Annotated in this window: 21 protein-coding genes; 19 read left to right on the top strand and 2 right to left on the bottom strand. The window is 69.3% G+C overall.

All coding sequences use genetic code 11. The features are described from left to right. Positions 1 to 119: 119 nt before the first annotated feature. Together ACF66B_RS07940 and ACF66B_RS07935 are read left to right on the top strand one after the other, a co-directional pair. Entirely contained in the window at positions 120 to 521 is a 402-nt protein-coding gene (locus ACF66B_RS07940; protein ID WP_051928509.1) for a hypothetical protein, read from the top strand. After that, positions 518 to 742, top strand: coding sequence for a hypothetical protein (locus ACF66B_RS07935; RefSeq protein WP_111432085.1), 225 nt, complete (start codon positions 518 to 520; stop codon positions 740 to 742). Before ACF66B_RS07940 ends, ACF66B_RS07935 begins: the two co-directional genes overlap by 4 nt. A 53-nt stretch (positions 743 to 795) precedes the next feature. Here the strand turns inward: ACF66B_RS07935 and ACF66B_RS07930 are convergent, their stop codons facing one another. Together ACF66B_RS07930 and ACF66B_RS07925 are read right to left on the bottom strand one after the other, a co-directional pair. Beyond that, positions 796 to 1368, bottom strand: a complete 573-nt coding sequence (locus tag ACF66B_RS07930; protein WP_111432086.1) for a DUF3489 domain-containing protein — start codon at positions 1366 to 1368, stop codon at positions 796 to 798. A gap of 95 nt (positions 1369 to 1463) precedes the next feature. After that, positions 1464 to 1736 (bottom strand): hypothetical protein, encoded by a 273-nt coding sequence (locus ACF66B_RS07925; RefSeq protein WP_111432087.1) that lies wholly within the window; start codon positions 1734 to 1736, stop codon positions 1464 to 1466. 111 nt (positions 1737 to 1847) lie between these two features. Here ACF66B_RS07925 and ACF66B_RS07920 point away from each other — a divergent pair, with 111 nt between their 5' ends. The 17 genes from ACF66B_RS07920 (at position 1848) to ACF66B_RS07840 (ending at position 17211) form a co-directional block, all read left to right on the top strand. Further along, positions 1848 to 2444, top strand: a complete 597-nt coding sequence (locus ACF66B_RS07920; protein ID WP_111432088.1) for a hypothetical protein — start codon at positions 1848 to 1850, stop codon at positions 2442 to 2444. Beyond that, the gene (locus ACF66B_RS07915; RefSeq protein WP_392664583.1) at positions 2392 to 4398 is read left to right on the top strand and encodes a phage terminase large subunit family protein; all 2007 of its coding nucleotides are present in this window, start codon (positions 2392 to 2394) and stop codon (positions 4396 to 4398) included. Before ACF66B_RS07920 ends, ACF66B_RS07915 begins: the two co-directional genes overlap by 53 nt. After that, on the top strand, positions 4398 to 4607 hold the full coding sequence (locus ACF66B_RS07910) for a phage head-tail joining protein (RefSeq protein ID WP_028030714.1): 210 nt from the start codon (positions 4398 to 4400) through the stop codon (positions 4605 to 4607). The genes ACF66B_RS07915 and ACF66B_RS07910 overlap by 1 nt, the downstream gene beginning before the upstream one ends. Next, positions 4607 to 6163: a phage portal protein gene (locus tag ACF66B_RS07905; RefSeq protein ID WP_111432089.1), complete on the top strand. Its 1557-nt coding sequence runs from the start codon at positions 4607 to 4609 to the stop codon at positions 6161 to 6163. The genes ACF66B_RS07910 and ACF66B_RS07905 overlap by 1 nt, the downstream gene beginning before the upstream one ends. A gap of 4 nt (positions 6164 to 6167) precedes the next feature. After that, positions 6168 to 8222 (top strand): prohead protease/major capsid protein fusion protein, encoded by a 2055-nt coding sequence (locus tag ACF66B_RS07900; RefSeq protein WP_111432090.1) that lies wholly within the window; start codon positions 6168 to 6170, stop codon positions 8220 to 8222. A gap of 80 nt (positions 8223 to 8302) precedes the next feature. After that, entirely contained in the window at positions 8303 to 8638 is a 336-nt protein-coding gene (locus ACF66B_RS07895) for a DUF2190 family protein (RefSeq protein WP_111432091.1), read from the top strand. Continuing rightward, positions 8638 to 8949, top strand: coding sequence for a hypothetical protein (locus ACF66B_RS07890; RefSeq protein WP_111432092.1), 312 nt, complete (start codon positions 8638 to 8640; stop codon positions 8947 to 8949). The genes ACF66B_RS07895 and ACF66B_RS07890 overlap by 1 nt, the downstream gene beginning before the upstream one ends. Before the next feature lie 5 nt (positions 8950 to 8954). Continuing rightward, positions 8955 to 9590: a DUF6441 family protein gene (locus ACF66B_RS07885; RefSeq protein WP_111432095.1), complete on the top strand. Its 636-nt coding sequence runs from the start codon at positions 8955 to 8957 to the stop codon at positions 9588 to 9590. A 67-nt stretch (positions 9591 to 9657) separates the two neighbouring features. Beyond that, positions 9658 to 10734, top strand: a complete 1077-nt coding sequence (locus ACF66B_RS07880) for a hypothetical protein (RefSeq protein WP_162683474.1) — start codon at positions 9658 to 9660, stop codon at positions 10732 to 10734. A 76-nt stretch (positions 10735 to 10810) separates the two neighbouring features. Further along, positions 10811 to 11230: an acyl-CoA transferase gene (locus tag ACF66B_RS07875; protein WP_111432096.1), complete on the top strand. Its 420-nt coding sequence runs from the start codon at positions 10811 to 10813 to the stop codon at positions 11228 to 11230. Positions 11231 to 11254: 24 nt separating this feature from the next. Continuing rightward, positions 11255 to 12196 (top strand): phage tail tube protein, encoded by a 942-nt coding sequence (locus ACF66B_RS07870; RefSeq protein ID WP_392664577.1) that lies wholly within the window; start codon positions 11255 to 11257, stop codon positions 12194 to 12196. A gap of 2 nt (positions 12197 to 12198) precedes the next feature. Further along, positions 12199 to 12636 (top strand): hypothetical protein, encoded by a 438-nt coding sequence (locus ACF66B_RS07865; RefSeq protein WP_111432006.1) that lies wholly within the window; start codon positions 12199 to 12201, stop codon positions 12634 to 12636. Positions 12637 to 12719: 83 nt separating this feature from the next. Further along, the gene (locus ACF66B_RS07860) at positions 12720 to 12863 is read left to right on the top strand and encodes a hypothetical protein (RefSeq protein WP_392664575.1); all 144 of its coding nucleotides are present in this window, start codon (positions 12720 to 12722) and stop codon (positions 12861 to 12863) included. Continuing rightward, a complete protein-coding gene (locus ACF66B_RS07855) occupies positions 12856 to 15273 on the top strand; it encodes a phage tail tape measure C-terminal domain-containing protein (protein ID WP_111432008.1) in 2418 nt (805 codons plus the stop codon). The genes ACF66B_RS07860 and ACF66B_RS07855 overlap by 8 nt, the downstream gene beginning before the upstream one ends. After that, positions 15273 to 15899 carry a DUF2460 domain-containing protein gene (locus tag ACF66B_RS07850; RefSeq protein WP_111432009.1) on the top strand — a complete coding sequence of 209 codons (627 nt, stop codon included), beginning with the start codon at positions 15273 to 15275 and terminating at the stop codon, positions 15897 to 15899. Before ACF66B_RS07855 ends, ACF66B_RS07850 begins: the two co-directional genes overlap by 1 nt. After that, positions 15896 to 16780 carry a DUF2163 domain-containing protein gene (locus ACF66B_RS07845; RefSeq protein ID WP_111432010.1) on the top strand — a complete coding sequence of 295 codons (885 nt, stop codon included), beginning with the start codon at positions 15896 to 15898 and terminating at the stop codon, positions 16778 to 16780. The genes ACF66B_RS07850 and ACF66B_RS07845 overlap by 4 nt, the downstream gene beginning before the upstream one ends. After that, entirely contained in the window at positions 16777 to 17211 is a 435-nt protein-coding gene (locus ACF66B_RS07840; protein WP_111432011.1) for an NlpC/P60 family protein, read from the top strand. Before ACF66B_RS07845 ends, ACF66B_RS07840 begins: the two co-directional genes overlap by 4 nt. The last annotated feature ends 2 nt before the right edge of the window (positions 17212 to 17213 follow it).

The raw sequence follows: 17213 nt of genomic DNA, 5'->3' as shown, positions 1-17213 counted from the left end.
CCCGGTCGAGTGGCGGGAACCGGACCGAGCTGCTGCAGCTGTGGCCGACGCCCCGCGCCAGCGCCAACGAGAACCGGCAGACCAAACCGACGCCATCGCAGGAAGCAGGCCAGCACGGGATGAACCTCGCGACGACGGCCGCGATGTGGCCCACGCCGATGGCGAACGATGGCTGCAAGCCGAGCGCGGGCAACCGGCGGTTGGCCGACCTTACCCATTCGGCGGGGATGTGGATGACGCCGACGGCGCGGGATCACAAGGATGGGGCTACGACGTTGGCGAACACGCCGGTGAACGGCCTGCTTGGCCGCCAGGTCCTGGTGACGCCGATGGCTGGGAGCGATACCTCCGAGCCGCGCCGGACCTTGAACCCGCTGTTCGTCGAGGCGCTGATGGGCTGGCCCACCGGGTGGACCGGCTTCGCCTCTGTGGCAACGGCGTGGTCCCGCTGGTTGCGGCGCATGCGCTGCGAACTCTCGCGGCTGAACTGCTGGCCAATCAATGACGGGGCACCAGCATGAAGCAATCGCGCACCATGTCGCTGGTTGAATCCGTCACCAACGTGATCGTCGGCTACGGCGTCGCGGTGGTCACGCAGATCCTGATCTTCCCGATCTTCGGACTGCACACGACGCTGGCCCAGAACCTGAAGATGGGTGCGGTATTCACCGTTGTGAGCATCGCGCGCTCGTTTGCATTGCGGCGGGTGTTCGAGGCGATCCGGATGCGGAGCGCCAAATGATCGACCGCCGCCCCGGCGGGACGGCGGCCATCAACTTGTTGGGGTCTGGTGCGTCAGGCTGCGGGGAGTTTGTACACGCGCCCCCGGTTCTCGACCTTCTCCGAGGTGACCTCGAGCCCGAGCTTCTTCTTCAGCGCCCCGGCCATCGCGCCGCGCACCGTGTGCGACTGCCAGCCCGTCGCGGCCATGATCTCCTCGATTGTCGCGCCGTCCGGCGCACGCAGCATGGCGATCATGGTGGCCTGCTTGGTGCCCTCGCGCGGTGTGCGCGTCTTGGGTGCGGCCTTCGGTTCGGTGGCGGTGTCCGGCGCGGCCTCCTCGGTAGGTGCGTCCGTCGCGCCCGCAGGCGCGGGGTTCGCGTCCTCGGTCTCGATCCCGATGGCGGCAAGGCCCGCGTCGGTGGCGACCAGCGTGACGCCGTGGCCGTCTCCGGTCTCGCGCCACATAAGCTCGCCGTTGCGCGTGTCGGCGTCGACCTCCTGCAGGAAGTTCTTCGCGAGCATCGCGCCGACCACCTTGGCAGCGGCGCCGCCGCGCAGGCTCTCGGGCAGCGGCAGGGCGATGCGGTCCTCGCGCTGTGCGGCGGCGCTGAGGATGATGGCTTGGGTGTCAGAAAGCTTGGTCATGGGGTCGTCTCCGTATTCGGGCCCGCGTCATGCGGCGCCTCCTACGACCCCGAGCCGCGCAGGGCGCGCGGCGGGAGTTCCGGCAGTGCCGGAGATCAGCGGGCGTGCTCGCCCTCGCCGAAGGCGCTGTCGGTAATGCGCTTCAGGAGGCTGGCGTAGTGTTCGAGGGTGCCGACCATTGCCCAGCCCGCCTCGTCGGGGGCGCAGTTGAAATGGTCGTCGCTGAGCGCCTGCAGGCGCGCGAGCATCTCGTCGATCTCGACTTTCTTGCCGATGAAGGCCGCGAGCGCGGCTTCCTTGTTCCGGCGCGCCTTCTCGGCGCGGAGTTCGTGGCGCGGGGTGGTGATTGGGTTCAGGTGGGTGGTCATCGTGGTGGCTCCTTGGTGAGTTGCATCGCTTCGTTGGAGTGACATTCCCTCTGTCCGCGAGGCTTATCAACTCGATAAGCACATGAATCTGAATGATAAACGGAGCCGTCGATGCAGGGCATGAGCGAGCGCCAGTACGCCGCCCATGTCGGTCTGTCGCGGGGCGCGATCCAGAAGGCGAAGACGGCCGAGCGGCTGGTTCTCTATCCGGACGGCAGCATCAACGCGGCGGCCAGCGACGCCAAGCGTGCCGAGACGACGGACCCGTCCAAGACGAGAAAACCGCCCGCGCCGAAGCTGAAGCCCGTCCCCGAGGCGGCGGTGGCCGCCGTCGGCGACACGCTGCGCGAACAGGGTCTGTCGGTCCCCGCCGTCGGCGGTGGCACGACCTTCCTGCAGGCGAAAACGGCGAACGAGGTGCTGAAGGCACAGGAGCGGCGCATCCGGCTCCAGAAGCTGAAGGGGGAGTTGATCGAGCGGGCCCGCGCGCTGGTGCTGGTGTTCCGGCTGGCGCGGGAGGAACGGGACGCATGGGTGAACTGGCCCGCGCGTGCGGCGGCGCTGATGGCGGCTGAGCTGTCGGCCTCGTGCAGCGACGCGACAGGCTCGCAGATCACCGTGGAGCCAGCCGCGATGCAGAAGGTCCTGGAGAAACATGTACGCGCCCACCTCGACGAACTCGCCGAGGTCCGGCCCGACTTCCGGTGAGAGCGGCGATGGCCTGACGGACTTCGACGGCGCGGGCGAAATCCTGCGCGCCTGGGGCAACGGGCTGCGGCCCGACCCGGACCTGACCGTCTCGGAATGGGCGGACCGGCACCGGATGCTGTCGGGCCGCGCCTCGGCCGAACCCGGGCGGTATCGCACGGTGCGCACGCCCTACATGCGCGAGATCATGGACCGGCTGTCCCCGGGCGATCCGACCCAGCGGATCGTGTTCATGAAGGCCGCGCAGGTCGGGGCGACCGAGGCAGGCAACAACTGGATCGGGTTCGCCATCCACCAGGCGCCGGGCCCGATGCTGGCGGTCCAGCCGACGGTCGAACTCGCCAAGCGCAACTCGCGCCAGCGGATCGACCCGCTGATCGACGAGAGCCCCGAGCTGCGCGAGCGGGTGAAGCCCGCGCGCTCCCGCGACGCGGGCAACACCATGCTGTCGAAGGAGTTCGCGGGCGGCATCCTGATCATGACCGGGGCGAACTCGGCCGTGGGCCTACGGTCCACCCCGGCGCGGTACATCTTCCTCGACGAGGTCGACGCCTATCCGGCCTCGGCCGACGAGGAAGGCGATCCGGTCACGCTGGCCGAGGCCCGGTCGCTGACCTTCGCACACCGGCGCAAGGTACTGCTCGTGTCGACGCCCACCATCCGGGGGCTGTCGCGCATCGAGCGGGAGTTCGAGGCGTCCGACCAGCGCCGGTTCTTCGTGCCGTGCCCGCATTGCGGGGCGATGCAGTGGCTGAAGTTCGACCGGCTGCGCTGGCAGAAAGGCCGCCCGGAGACGGCGGAATATCACTGCGAGGGCTGCGAGACGCCCATCGCGGAACACCACAAGACGGCGATGCTGGAGGGCGGCGAATGGCGGGCGACCGCCACGGCCGCCGATCCGACCACGGTCGGGTATCACCTCTCGGCGCTCTACTCGCCGATCGGCTGGCTGAGCTGGGAGCGGATCGTGCGGGCATGGGACGCGGCGCAGGGGTCCGACGAGGCAATCAAGGCGTTCCGTAACACCATCCTCGGCGAGACATGGGTCGAGACCGGCGAAGCGCCCGACTGGCAGCGGCTCTACGACCGGCGCGAGCGCTGGACATCCGGCACGGTGCCTGCGGGCGGGCTGTTCCTGACCGCGGGGGCCGACGTGCAGAAGGACCGGATCGAGGTCGATGTCTGGGCCTGGGGTCGCGGTCTCGAAAGCTGGCTCGTCGATCATGTCGTGATCGAGGGCGGGCCGGATCGGCACGACGCCTGGTCGGAGCTGACCGCGCTGCTGGACAATAGCTGGCCGCACGAACGCGGCGCGCATCTCAGGATCGCGCGGCTCGCCATCGACACCGGCTACGAGGCCCCGGCGGTCTATTCCTGGTCACGGGCGCAGGGGTTCGGCCAGGTATCGCCGGTCAAGGGCGTCGAAGGGTTCAACCGCTCGAGCCCGGTCTCGGGGCCGACCTTCGTCGACGCGACCGAGGGCGGGAAACGCCTGCGGCGCGGCGCCCGGCTCTGGACCGTGGCAGTCTCGACCTTCAAGGCCGAGACCTACCGCTTCCTGCGACTGGCGCGGCCGACCGAGGAGGAGATGGCCGACGGGGCGGCGTTCCCGCCCGGGTCGGTGCACCTGCCGCACTGGGTCGAGAACGAATGGCTGAAGCAGTTCGTCGCCGAGCAGCTGGTGACGGTGCGCACCAAGCGCGGCTTCGCCCGGCTGGAATGGCAGAAGCTGCGCGAGCGCAACGAGGCGCTGGACTGCCGGGTCTATGCCCGCGCCGCCGCCTGGATCGCGGGCGCGGACCGCTGGCCTGACGAGAAATGGCGCGACCTTGAGGATCAGCTCGGGGCGGCCCCCACCGACACCGATCCTGCCGGGCAGATCAACCGGCCGGGACAGGCCCCGCAGGGCAAGCGCCGCTCCGACTGGCTCGGGCGGCGCGGAGGATGGTTCTGATGACGGACTGGACGGAAACCGAGCTTTCGGCGCTGCGCCGGGCCTATGCCAGCGGCACGACCCGGGTCAGCTATGACGGCAAATCCGTCGACTACGGCTCGGCCGAGGACCTGCTCGCCCGCATCCGCACCATCGAGCGCGCCATCGCGGGGACCACACGGCCGCTGCCGGTGGCCGGGCTCGCTGGCTTCTCGCGCGGGGACCGGTGATGTCCGTGACCTGGTTCGATCACGCCATCGCCACGGTGGCGCCGCGCATGGCGGCCCGCCGCGTGATGGCCCGTCAGGCCTTCGAGACCTTGACGCGCGGTTATGACGGTGCCGCGCGCGGGCGGAGGACGGAGGGCTGGCGCGCGCCGGGATCCTCGGCAGACACCGAGATCGGCGTGGCCGGGGCGCTCTTGCGCGACCGGATGCGCGATCTTGTGCGGAACAACCCGCATGCGGCCAAGGCTGTGGCGGTGCTGGTCAACAACATCATCGGCGCGGGCATCATGCCCCGTGCCGCGAGTGGCGACGACACGCTGGACCGCCAGGTCGACGCGCTGTTCGAGCGCTGGACGGCGGACTGCGATGCCGATGGTCAGCTCGACTTCTACGGCCTGCAGACGCTGATCTGCCGCGAGATGGTCGAGGCGGGTGAGGTCCTGGTCCGTCGAAGGCTGCGGCGCGCCAGCGACGGTCTGCCGGTCCCGCTGCAGCTGCAGGTGCTGGAGGCCGACTTCCTGGACGCGACGAAGTCCGGCGCCCTCGGCGCGGGTCGCCTCGTCCAGGGGATCGAGTTCGACCCGGTCGGCAAGCGCCGGGCCTACTGGCTGCACGCGGAGCACCCGGGCGACGCTTACGGGGCTTTGCAGAACGGTCTGCAGAGCCGCCCGGTCCCGGCGACCGAGATCGCCCATGTCTACGAGAAGCAGCGCACGCAGGCGCGCGGGGTTCCCTGGGGCGCGCCGGTGATCCGGTCCTTGCGCGATCTCGACGACTACGAGGTGGCCGAACTGGTCCGCAAGAAGACCGAGGCCTGCGTCACCGCCATCGTCTTCGGCGACGACGAGGCGCAACAGGGCATCGCGCCCTCCGTGGTCGACGCCGATGGCAACCGGGTGGAGCAGTTCGAGCCGGGGCTGATCGCCTATGCGCGCGGCGGCAAGGACATCCGCTTCAACCAGCCCTCGGCCACCGGCGGCTACGGCGAATACAAGCGCGCCAGCCTGCACACGATCTCGGCCGGGTTCCGGGTACCCTACGAGCTGCTGACCGGCGATCTCAGCCAGGTGAACTATTCCTCGATCCGGGCGGGGCTCGTCGAATTCCGCCGCCAGATCGACGCCGTGCAGTGGCAGCTCTTCATCCCGATGTTCTGCGCGCCGGTCTGGCGCTGGTTCACGGAAGCGGCGTGGGCGGCGGGCCAGATCCCGTCGCCCATCGTGCCGGTCGAGTGGTCTCCGCCGAAGTTCGAGGCGGTCGATCCACAGAAGGACGCGATGGCGAACCTGCTGTCGATCCGCTCCGGCACCATGACGCTGGCCGAGGTGATTGCGAAGCAGGGCCGCAACCCGGATGCGGTGCTGGCCGAGATCGCCGCCACCAACGCCAAGCTCGACTCGCTGGGGCTGGTCCTCGACAGCGACCCGCGGCGTGTCACCAAGACCGGCAGCGCACAGACCGGCGATCCGGCGACCGATCCGGCCGCCGACGAACCGGACCCCGACGACCCGGCCGCCGATGCGGAAACCAACCCGGCGCAGGCCGACCAACAGGACTGACCCCATGGACACGATGATCGAACTGCCGGCCATGCGTCGGTCGGCGGAGCTTGCGCCGAACACGGCCGACGCCGACAGCCGCACCGTCGAGGTGGTCTGGTCGGCAGGCGCACGCGTCCGCCGCGCGACCTTCTTCGGGGAACCCTATGACGAGGAGCTCAGCCTCGACCCGTCCCATGTTCGGCTCGACCGGCTGAACGCGGGCGCGCCCTTCCTGAAGGTGCACGAGCTCGACACGCTCGACGCGGTGATCGGCTCGGTCGTGCCGGGCTCGGCCCGGATCGAGAACGGCCGCGGCATCGCGCTGGTGCGGATCAGCGAGCGTGCCGATGTCGAGCCGATCTGGCGCGACATTCAGGCAGGCCACATCCGGGCGGTTTCCATCGGCTACCAGGTCCACCGCTTCGAGGTCTCGAAACCCGAGGCCGCACGCGAACTCTGGCGCGCCGTCGACTGGACGCCCTTCGAGGTCTCCGCCGTCGCGGTGGGCGCCGACCCCGCCGCGGGCTTCCGCGCCCAGCATCCCCTTCACGACTGCGTCCTCCACCGCCGGGACGCCCCCACACCGCAAGGAGCATCCCCAATGACGGACAAGACCGAAACCCCGGCGAGCGACGCCGCAACCCCCGCCACCACCCAGCCGACCGAGCCGGTCGCAACCGAGGACACCCCCATGACCGAGCCGAAACCGGCTGCGCCCGACCCGAAGGTCGCCGCAGTGGAAACCCGCACCCAGCCGAAGACGCAGGCAATCCCTGCGCCCGATACGGAGGCGGTCGCCACCCGCGCCCGCGAGGCCGAGCGCGACCGCGTCTCCACCATCTACGACCTGGCAGGCCGCCTGAACCTCGAGCGCGGCTTCGCCGAGGATCTGGTCAAGCGCGGTATCAGCGTCGACGAGTCCCGCCGCCTGATCCTCGATCAGGTCGCCGCAAAGTCGGACGAGACCCGGACCTTCCCCCATGTCTCCGTCCCGCTCGGCGGCCGGGACGAGCGCATCACCCGCCGCGACGCGGTGGCCAACGCGCTGCTGCACCGCTACAGCCCGACGCTGTTCCAGCTGGAAGACGCCGCCCGCCAGTACCGCGGCATGACGCTGCTGGAACTGGCCCGCGAAAGCCTCGGCAATGCCGGGGTCAACACGCGGGGGCTCTCGCGCGACGAGGTGGCGACGCGGGCGCTGCACTCGACCTCGGACTTCCCCGAAATCCTCTCGGCGGTCACCAACAAGACCCTGCGGCAGGCCTACGAGGCCTATCCCCGCACGTTCATGCTGTTCTGCCGTCAGGTGCTCGCGACCGACTTCAAGGCGATGCACCGGGTCCAACTCGGCGAAGCGCCGCAGCTGCTCGAGGTCGGCGAAAGTGGCGAGTTCAAGCGCGGCACGCTGGGCGAGAGCAAGGAGAGCTACAAGGTCAAGACCTATGGCCGGGTGGTCGCCATCACCCGCCAGACGCTGATCAACGACGACCTCGACGCCTTCACCCGGATCCCCGCGATGTACGGCAACTCCATCGCGCAGCTGGAGTCGGACGTGGTCTGGGGCATCATCACCGCCAACCCGGCCATGGCCGACGGCAACGCGCTGTTCCACACCACCCACAAGAACCTCGCGGGCACCGGCGCGGCGCTCGATGTCGGCAGCGTCGGTGCGGCGCGCGCGGCGATGGCCAAGCAGACCGGCCTCGACAAGAAGACGGTGCTGAACGTCCGGCCCGCCTTCCTGATCGTACCCGCCTCGCTGGAACTGAAGGCCGAGCAGCTGGTCGCCCAGAACCTCGTGCCCGCCGCGACGTCCAGCGTGGTGCCGCAGTCGATCCGCACGCTGGCGCCGATCAGCGAGCCCCGGCTCGACGCCGCCAGCGAGACCGCCTGGTATCTGGCGGCCAGCCCGAACCAGATCGACACCATCGAGTACGCCTATCTCGAGGGCCAGCAGGGCGCCTACATCGAGACGCGCAACGGCTTCGACGTCGACGGGGTCGAGATCAAGTGCCGCCTCGACTTCGGCGCCAAGGCCATCGACTGGCGCGGCCTCTACAAGAACCCGGGCGCGTAACCTGCACCCCAACATGCTGAACCCTGACACCCGGGCGGTTCTGACGGGCCGCCCTTCGTCGTTCCACGAGGATCACCCCCATGAAAAACTACATCCAGCCCGGCAACACCATCACCCTGACCGCGCCCTATGCCGTCGCCTCCGGCGATGGCCTGCTCGTCGGCTCCATCTTCGGCGTCGCGTCAGGCACCGCCGCCCTCGGCGAGCCCGTCGAGACCGCGCTCGTCGGCGTGTTCGACATCACCAAGGTCGGCTCGCAGGCCTGGACCGTGGGCGCCAAGGTTTATTGGGACGACACCAACAAGCGCTGCACCACGGTCGCGACCGACAACACCCTCATCGGCGTGGCCGTCGAGGCCGTGGCCAGCGGCGCGGGCGACACCATCGGCCGGGTGCGCCTGAACGCGACCTTCTGATGAGCGCCTTCGCCGCCGCCGTGGGCGCGCTCTTTGCCGATCCCAATGTCGGCCGGAACGCGGTCTACATCGCCGACGGCGGCGCGCCCGTGCTGGTGCGCGTCGTCGCCCGGCGCGCTGACGCCATATCGGACCTCGGCGATGCGCGCCTCTGGTCCGAGACCACCCGCATCGATCTGCGCGTCGCCGAGGTGGCGAACCCGCGCCCCAGCGACAGGATCGAGATCGACGGCGAGGCCTTCCTCATTCAGGGCGAGCCGGTCCGTGACCGCGAGCGGCTGGTCTGGACCGTCGATCTGAGGCCGGCGTGATGGCCATGAAACTGAAACTCGACATCGATCCCGACATCGTCGCGATGATGGCGGCGGAGGTGGCGGCCGGGGAGCGCGCCGTCACCGCCGCCATGCGCGAGGCCGGGTCCGGGCTGAAGAGCGCATGGCGGTTGCAGATCACTGGCGCGGGGCTCGGCACACGGCTGGCCAACTCGATCCGGAGCCAGAACTTCCCGAGGTCGGGCGAAAGCCTGGAAGCCGCGGCGCTGGTCTGGTCGAAGGCGCCGGTCATCGTGGGCGCGCACGACACGGGGCCGCTGATCCGCTCGAAAGACGGGTTCTGGCTCGCCATCCCGCTGCCCGCCGCAGGCAAGTCCCTGCGGGGGGGCAGGATCACGCCCGGCGAATGGGAGCGCCGCCGTGGCCTGCGCCTGCGCTTCGTCTATCGCCGGACGGGCCCGAGCCTGCTGGTCGCCGAGGGGCGGCTCAACACGAAAGGCCAGGCGGTGGTGTCGCGGTCGAAGACCGGCCGCGGCAAGGTCACCGCGCCGATCTTCCTGCTCGTGCCGCAGGTCAAGTTGCCGAAGCGGCTGGATCTGGCGCGGGACGCGGACCGGGCATTGGACAGCGTGCCGGGATTGATCGTGGCGAACTGGGTAGAGGGACGGATTGGCAAATAGAGAGGTGGCGGTTGCGCACTTGCCTCACGCAAAGTCATGCACGAGGATGACGCTCAGGAGGCTGAAGATGGCGTTTTTCAAGTGGTTGTTCGGACGAGAGAGATCGAGTTCGGCTCAGTCGCCGAGCCCTGCCAATCGGTGGACGGTCTCGGAGAACGGAAACCGGACGTTGGTCGAGGGTGCGACGCGCATAACGGTCTTTCAGCAGGATCGCGGTTGGAAATACTGCATTGCGGACGTCGGCGATCGGGAAGACCCACACTTCTCTGACGCGTACGCTACCGAAAGAGAGGCGCAGGAAGAAGCGCTGGCCCACTTCCGAGGCGAACCATCTCGCCACCAGTCCCTTTCCGCATCCTCCACTGAGGATCGTCGGCAGCGCTGGGAAGCGCACATCCAGGAACGCTCGCTTACGATCGAGGAGCTGCAGCGATTTCTCGCGGAGCACAACGATCTCGGCATCACGGCCCTCCGAAAGCCCGAGGCCAAGATCGCGAGTCATCTGAAGCAGCTGGATTGGCAGATCGCAGAATACCGGAACGCCGGTGTTTCAGCGAACCTCATTTCTCTGGCTGAGCGACAGAAACCCGCGCTCGCAAGGCTCGCCGAAGAAGTCGCAGCGAGGATCGAAATCAAACAGGCGAAGCGACCGCCAAAAAGAACGCCTGTGTCGAACAGTCAGCTATCGACCGAGCTCTCTCGGAAAGTCGATGATCTGATCCGACTGTTCGCCGACAACCCCGTAGTGGATCCGAGTGAGGTGGAAAGGCGATACAGTCGCGCGATGCGTGACGCCACCACGAAGATGCTCGACGGCGGAACCACCTACGGTCGGGCATCCGGAGCGCCGGAGTTCCTGAGCCAGGACGAGGAAACCTTTCGAGCTTTCATGAAGGAGGCTGATCAGGATCTCGCATGGCAATGCAGTACGGTTTCGGACGCGTTCAAGCGCTATCTCGAAATCGGCGAGACGCCGGCACCTCACTATCCGATGCGTGTGGCCGTGCTTCTCAGCAAGGCCAAGGACCTCGACCGAGAGAAGCAGTTTTTGGCGGCGTGGTGCATGCATTTTCCATCCGGGAACGGCGTGAAATATGCTGCACTCATTGAAAGAGCGAAGAAGGTAGGCGCAATTCCCGCCTGACAGTGGAACCGGAAGGCTTCGGTTCAGACCGGAACAAAGATCGGTATTCCGATCCAACCTCAGTTTTGTGGTCGCCATGCCCACCCCTCGCGAAACCATCCTAACCGCTCTGCACGCGCGGCTCTCGGCGCTGCCCGCCACGGCTCTGCGGGGCGACGTGCTGCCAGAGCGCGTGCCGGCCGAGGGACTGCTGATCCTGCGCGATGGTGAGCCGGGGGAGCCGGAGGTCACGCTGTCGCCGCTGGCCTATCATTACCAGCACCGCGCCGAGATCGAGGCGGTCGTGCAGGGTTCCGATCGTGACGCCGCCTTCGACACGCTGACCGCCAGCATTGGCACGGCACTCGCCGCCGACCGCACGCTGGGCGGGCTCTGCGACTGGGTCGAGGCGGAAGCGCCGCGGCCCGTGGACCTCCCGGTCGAAGGCGCGGCGAGTTTGAAGGCCGCCGTGGTCCCGGTCGTGCTGCACTATTCCACGGCCGATCCGCTGGCCTGACCCCGACAACCCGAGGAGAACACCATGGCACGAGCCCAGGGGGCGCGGGCGCAGATGGCGCTTGCGTTCGAGACGACCTATGGAACGCCGCCCGCGAGCGGCTTCACCCGCATGCCCTTCGCCAGCACCTCGCTCGGCGCGGAGCAGCCGCTGCTGAACTCGGAGCTTCTGGGCTACGGCCGCGATCCGCTGGCGCCGATCAAGGACGCGGTGACAGCGGACGGCGATGTCGTGGTGCCGCTCGACGCCGAGGCCTTCGGCTTCTGGCTGAAGGCGGCCCTCGGGACACCCACGACCACGGGTGTAGAGGCCCCGTACAGCCACGAGTTCCAGTCGGGGTCCTGGACTCTGCCCAGCATGTCGATCGAGACCGGCATGCCGGAGGTGCCGCGCTACGCGATGTATTCCGGCTGCGTCCTCGACCAGATCACCTGGCAGATGCAGCGCTCGGGGCTGCTGACCGCCACGGCGCGGCTGGTGGCGCAGGGCGAGACGGTGGGCACGACCACCAGCGCAGGGACGCCCGCCGCGCTGGAGCTGAAGCGCTTCGGCCATTTCAACGGGTCGATCACGCGCAACGGAACGGCGCTCGGCAACGTGGTCTCGGCCGAGATCACCTATGCCAACAACCTCGACCGGATCGAGACGATCCGCTCGGACGGCCGCATCGACGGGGCGGACCCGTCCATCGCTGCGCTTACGGGCCGGATCGAGGTGCGCTTCGCCGACCAGACGCTGGTGACACAGGCGATCAACGGCGAGGCCTGCGAGATGGAATTCGCCTACGTCCTGCCGTCCGGCGAGAGCTTCACCTTCACCGTGCACGCCGTCTACCTGCCGCGCCCGCGGATCGAGATTTCCGGGCCGCAGGGGGTGCAGGCGACGTTCGACTGGCAGGCGGCGCGCGACAGCGTGGTCGGCCGGATGTGCACGGCAACCCTGATCAACGACATCGAGGTATACTGAGAATGCTCACGCTCGACCTGACCAACGCCCCACGCTGGCACGACCTGGCGCCCCGGGTTCGGGTTCAGCTGCGCCCACTGACCACGGCGCTAATGGTGGCGACGCGCAGCGATCCGGCCGTCGAGGCTGTGCCTGAGGAGGCATCCGACGAGGAGCGCGCGGTCGCCTTCGCCAAGGCGCTGGCGCGCCGCGCGGTGCTCGCCTGGGAGGGCATCGGCGATGCCGACGGCAATCTCATCGACCCGAGCCCGGAGGCCATCGACGCGCTGCTCGATGTCTGGCCGATCTTCGAGGCCTTCCAGCTGACCTATGTCTCGAAGGGCCTGCTGCTGGAGCAGGAAAAAAACGCCTCCGCGCTCTCGCCGAATGGTCCTTCGGCGGGGGCGAGCGATACTGCGAAGCCTGCGCGCAAACCTGCCCGGACTGCCCGGCGCGGCTGAACCGGCCGGAAACGCTGGAGGGCTGGCAGGTCTGGGACCTGGTCGGTCGCCTCGGCGGTCAGCTGCGTGTCCTGCCCGGCGCGGTGATCGGCTGGGACATGTCGGCGGCGCTGGCGCTCGGTGACGCGCTCGGCGTGCCGCCGCTCGCCATGGCCGAACTGCTGCCCGTCATCGAGGCGGTGATGGTCACCAAGCTCAACGAACAGATGGAACTTCCCAATGGCTGAAAAGCGTGTGTCCGTCCGCCTCGCCGCGGTCGGCGGCAGACAAGTGCGCGCCGAACTGGAAGGCGTGGGCGAAGCCGGATCGCGTGGCTTCGGAAGACTGAGCCGGGAGATGGAGGCGGCCAACGCCCGGCTCGCGGCGTTTTCGCGGCGGGTGCGCGTGGCCGCGGCTGCTGCGGTGGCTGCGGCCACGGCGGCCGGTGTCGCCATGGTCCGCTCCGGCCTGCAGACGGTCGATGCGCAGGCCAAGCTGGCGCAGTCGCTGGGCACCACCGTCGCCTCGATCCAGACGCTCGAGCGGGCGGGGGAGTTGGCGGGCGTTTCCATGTCCGGCATCGAACAGGCGACGAAGGATCTGACGCGTCGGCTCAGCCAGGCCGCCGCCGGGAGCGGTCCCGCCGCCGACGCGCTCGACCGGCTCGGGCTTTCCGCCACCGACCTGATTGCGCTGCCGCTGGATCAGCGCGTGGGCGCGATCAACGCCGCCATCGAGAGCTTCGTGCCCGCCGCCGAGCGCGCGGCGGTCGCGGGGCAGCTCTTCGGCGAGGAAGGCTCCATCGCCATGTCGCGGATCGACACCGCGACGCTGCGCCAGGCGACGGAGGACGTCCTCGCCTTCGGCGTCGTTGTCTCGGAGCAGGACGCTGACCAGATCGAGCGCACGAACGATGCCATCTCCCGGCTTGGGCTGATCTGGCGCGGGCTGTCGAACCAGCTCGCCGTTGCCGCAGCGCCCGCGCTGGAAGCGGTCGCGGATGCCATGGCGGCGGTCGCCAGCCGCACCGGACCGCTCGGCATCGCGATCCGCGGTCTCTTCGAGAACATCGGCCGCCTGACCACCTATGCCGCCACCTTCGCGGCCTTCCTCGCCGGTCGCTGGGTCGCCGGCATGGCCGCCGCCGCTCTCTCCGTCCGCGGCCTCGCCACGGCGCTGGTCGTCCTGCGTGGCGCGCTGATCCGCACCGGCATCGGGGCGCTGATCGTCGGCGCGGGTGAGCTCGTCTACCAGTTCACGCGCCTCGTCTCCGGCGCTGGCGGCTTCGGCGAGGCGATGTCGCTCCTGAAGGACCTTGCTGTCGAAGTCTGGGAGCGGATCAGGATGGGCGCGGCGGCGGCGGGCGCGGCCGCCACGGCGATGTTCTTCGACCTGAAGGCCGATGCCGCGTCGGGCATGCAGAGCGCCATCGAGAGCGTCGTGGCGTTCGGCAACTCGGCGGCGAACACCTTCGAGGGCGCCTACGAGGCAATCAAGGCGATCTGGGGTCTGCTGCCCGCCGCCATCGGCGATCTGGCGTTCCAGGCGGCCAACAGCCTGGTCGATGGCGTCGAGGCGATGCTGAACGGCGTGGTCTCGCGCATCAACGGCTTCATCGGCGGCATCAATCAGGGGCTGGAAGCGCTCGGGTCCGAGCGCCGCATCTCGCTGGTGCCCGACCTCGACCTCGGCGAGATCGAGAACCGCTTCGAGGGCGCGGCAACGGCCGCGACGACGGCCGCGCAGACGGCGTTCGACCGGGCTTTCGAGGACAACCCGCTCACCGCACCCGACCTCGGTCTGACCGAGGCGGCGAACCGGGCGCTCGAGTCCGCGAACCTCTATCGCGGCGCGGCCCGCGATTTGGCGGAAGGCGTCCGCGCGCCGCTCGAAAGCTGGCAGGCCCTGCGCGACGCGGTGCGCGGCACCGATGAAGGCAGTGCGGATGCGCTGACTGAGGCTACCGGTGCGGCCGAGCGGCTGGAGACGGCGCTCGGCGATGCCGGACGCGCCGCGACGGGTGCGAGTGCGGCAGCCGGAGCTGCCGCCGCTGCAGCGGAGCCCGCGACCGAGGCTGCCGTCACCGGCTGGCAGGCGGTCACGGCGGCGCTCTCCGACTATGCCAGCAAGGCGCGCGAGATCGGTGGCGATATCGGCCAGAGCCTCGTCGGTGCCTTCCAGTCGGCAGAGAACGCGGTGGGCCAGTTCGTGAAGACCGGCAAGCTGAACTTCCGCGACCTCGTCACCTCGCTGCTGGCTGATCTCGCCGAGCTGGCGGCGCGGCGGTTCATCCTCGGGCCGATCGCAAACGCGCTCTCCGGCGTGTTCTCAGGGGCGGGCGGCATCTTCGCCAATGTCCTGCATGCGGGCGGCATGGTGGGGTCCGCGGGGCCCTCGCGCATGGTCCCGGCCATGGCCTTTGCCGCCGCGCCCCGGATGCATTCAGGCGGCATGGCCGGGCTTCGCCACGACGAGGTGCCCGCGATCCTGCAACGCGGCGAGCGCGTGCTGTCGCGGCGCGAGGCACAGAGCTACGGCGCGGGCGGCGGGGTCAACGTCACCATCATGGCGCGCGACGCCGAGAGCTTCCGCCAGTCGCGCACGCAGGTCGCGGCCGACATTGCCCGCGCCGTGTCACTCGGGCGGAGGGGCATGTGATGGCGTTTCACGATGTCCGGTTCCCCGACAACATCAGCCGGGGCGCGCGGGGCGGGCCGGAGCGGCGCACCCAGATCGTCGAACTCGCCTCGGGCGACGAGGAGCGCAACGCCAGCTGGGCCAACTCGCGCCGCCGCTACGATGTGGCCTACGGCATCCGCCGCGCCGACGATCTGGCGGCCGTGGTCGCCTTCTTCGAGGCGCGCAACGGGCGACTGCACGGCTTCCGGTTCAAGGATTGGGGCGACCACAAGTCCTGCCTGCCCTCGGGCACGCCATCGCCCACCGATCAGTCGATCGGCACCGGCGACGGCACGACGTCCGCGTTCCAGCTGGTGAAGCGCTACGCCTCGGGTAGCCAGACATGGGTGCGGACGATCACCAAGCCCGTCGCGGGCACGGTGCGCGTCGCCCTCGACGGCGCGGAGCAGCTCGGCGGCTGGACCGCTGACACGACGACCGGCGTCGTGACCTTCGACAGTGCGCCCGCCGAGGGCGTCTCGGTCACCGCGGGCTATGCCTTCGACGTGCCCGTCCGCTTCGACACCGACGCGCTCGACGTGACGCTCGACCTCGAGCGGCTCGGCTCGATCACCTCCATTCCGCTTCTGGAACTGCGCCGATGAAGCCCCTCAATCCCGCCCTGCAGGCCCATCTCGACGAGGGCACGACGACGCTCGCCTGGTGCTGGCGGATCACTCGGGCAGACGGCGTCACCTTCGGTTTCACGGATCACGACCGGACGCTGAGCTTCGACGGGGCCGACTTTGAGCCGGAAAGCGGGCTGACGGCGTCCGAGGTCCGTTCCGGCTCGGACCTCTCGGTCGATGCGCAGGACGCCGAGGGCGTGCTGACCTCCGACCGGATCACCGAGACCGACATCCTCGACGGCCGCTGGGACAATGCCGAGGTCGAGGTCTGGCGCGTGAACTGGGCCGACACCGGCCAGCGCGTGCTGATGCGGCGCGGGGCCATCGGCCAGATCCGGCGCGGGCGGCTCGCCTTCGTCGCCGAGGTGCGCTCGCTCGCGCATGTCCTCGGCCAGACGGTGGGGCGGACGTTTCAGGCAACCTGTGATGCCGTACTCGGCGATGCGCGCTGCGGTGTCGATCTGGAGAACACGGCGTTCAAGGGCACGGGCGCCGTGATCGATCTTCTGCGGGACCGCGCCTTCACCGCCTCGGGGCTGGGTGCATTCATCTCTGGCTGGTTCACCTTTGGCACCATCGAATGGACCAGCGGCGCTAATGCGGGACGGCGGACGGAGGTGCTCGGCCATGACGTCACGGACGGCGTGGCGATCCTGACCCTGCTCGAAGCGCCGGTGCGCGCAATCGCCGAGGGCGACGGCTTCACCATCCGTGCGGGCTGCGACAAGCGGATGGAGACCTGCGGGGCGAAGTTCGCGAACACCGCCAACTTCCGCGGTTTCCCGCACATCCCCGGCCAGGACGCGGTGCTGCGCTATGCCACGAAGGACGGTGGGCACGAGGGAGGCGTGCTGTGACCTCCGCCGATCCCCTGGGCGTCATCGCCATCGCACGGTCCTGGCTCGGCACGCCGTACCACGACCAGGCGAGCCTGCGCGGTGTCGGCTGCGACTGCCTTGGGCTCGCCCGGGGCGTCTGGCGCGAGGTCGTCGGCCCCGAGCCGTTCCCGATCCCCCCCTACAGCCGGGACTGGGGCGAGACCGGCCCGCGCGAGGTGCTGGCCGAGGGCGCGCGGCGGATGATGATCGAGGTGTCGCCCGCCGAGGCTGGTCCCGGCGCGCTGGTCCTTTTCCGCATGAAGCCCTGTGCCATCGCAAAGCATGTCGGGATCCTGACCGCGCCCGACAGCTTCCTCCACGCCTATGAGCGGCTCGGCGTGATCGAGGAACCGCTCACCCAAAGCTGGCGGCGGCGCATCGCCTTCGCCTTCCTGTTTCCGCAAACCTGAGA

The sequence above is a fragment of the Amaricoccus sp. B4 genome (assembly GCF_043226085.1).
Classification (GTDB): domain Bacteria; phylum Pseudomonadota; class Alphaproteobacteria; order Rhodobacterales; family Rhodobacteraceae; genus Amaricoccus.
The sequence above is the reverse complement of the archived record's forward strand: the minus strand, read 5'-3'. Positions and strand labels throughout refer to the sequence as shown.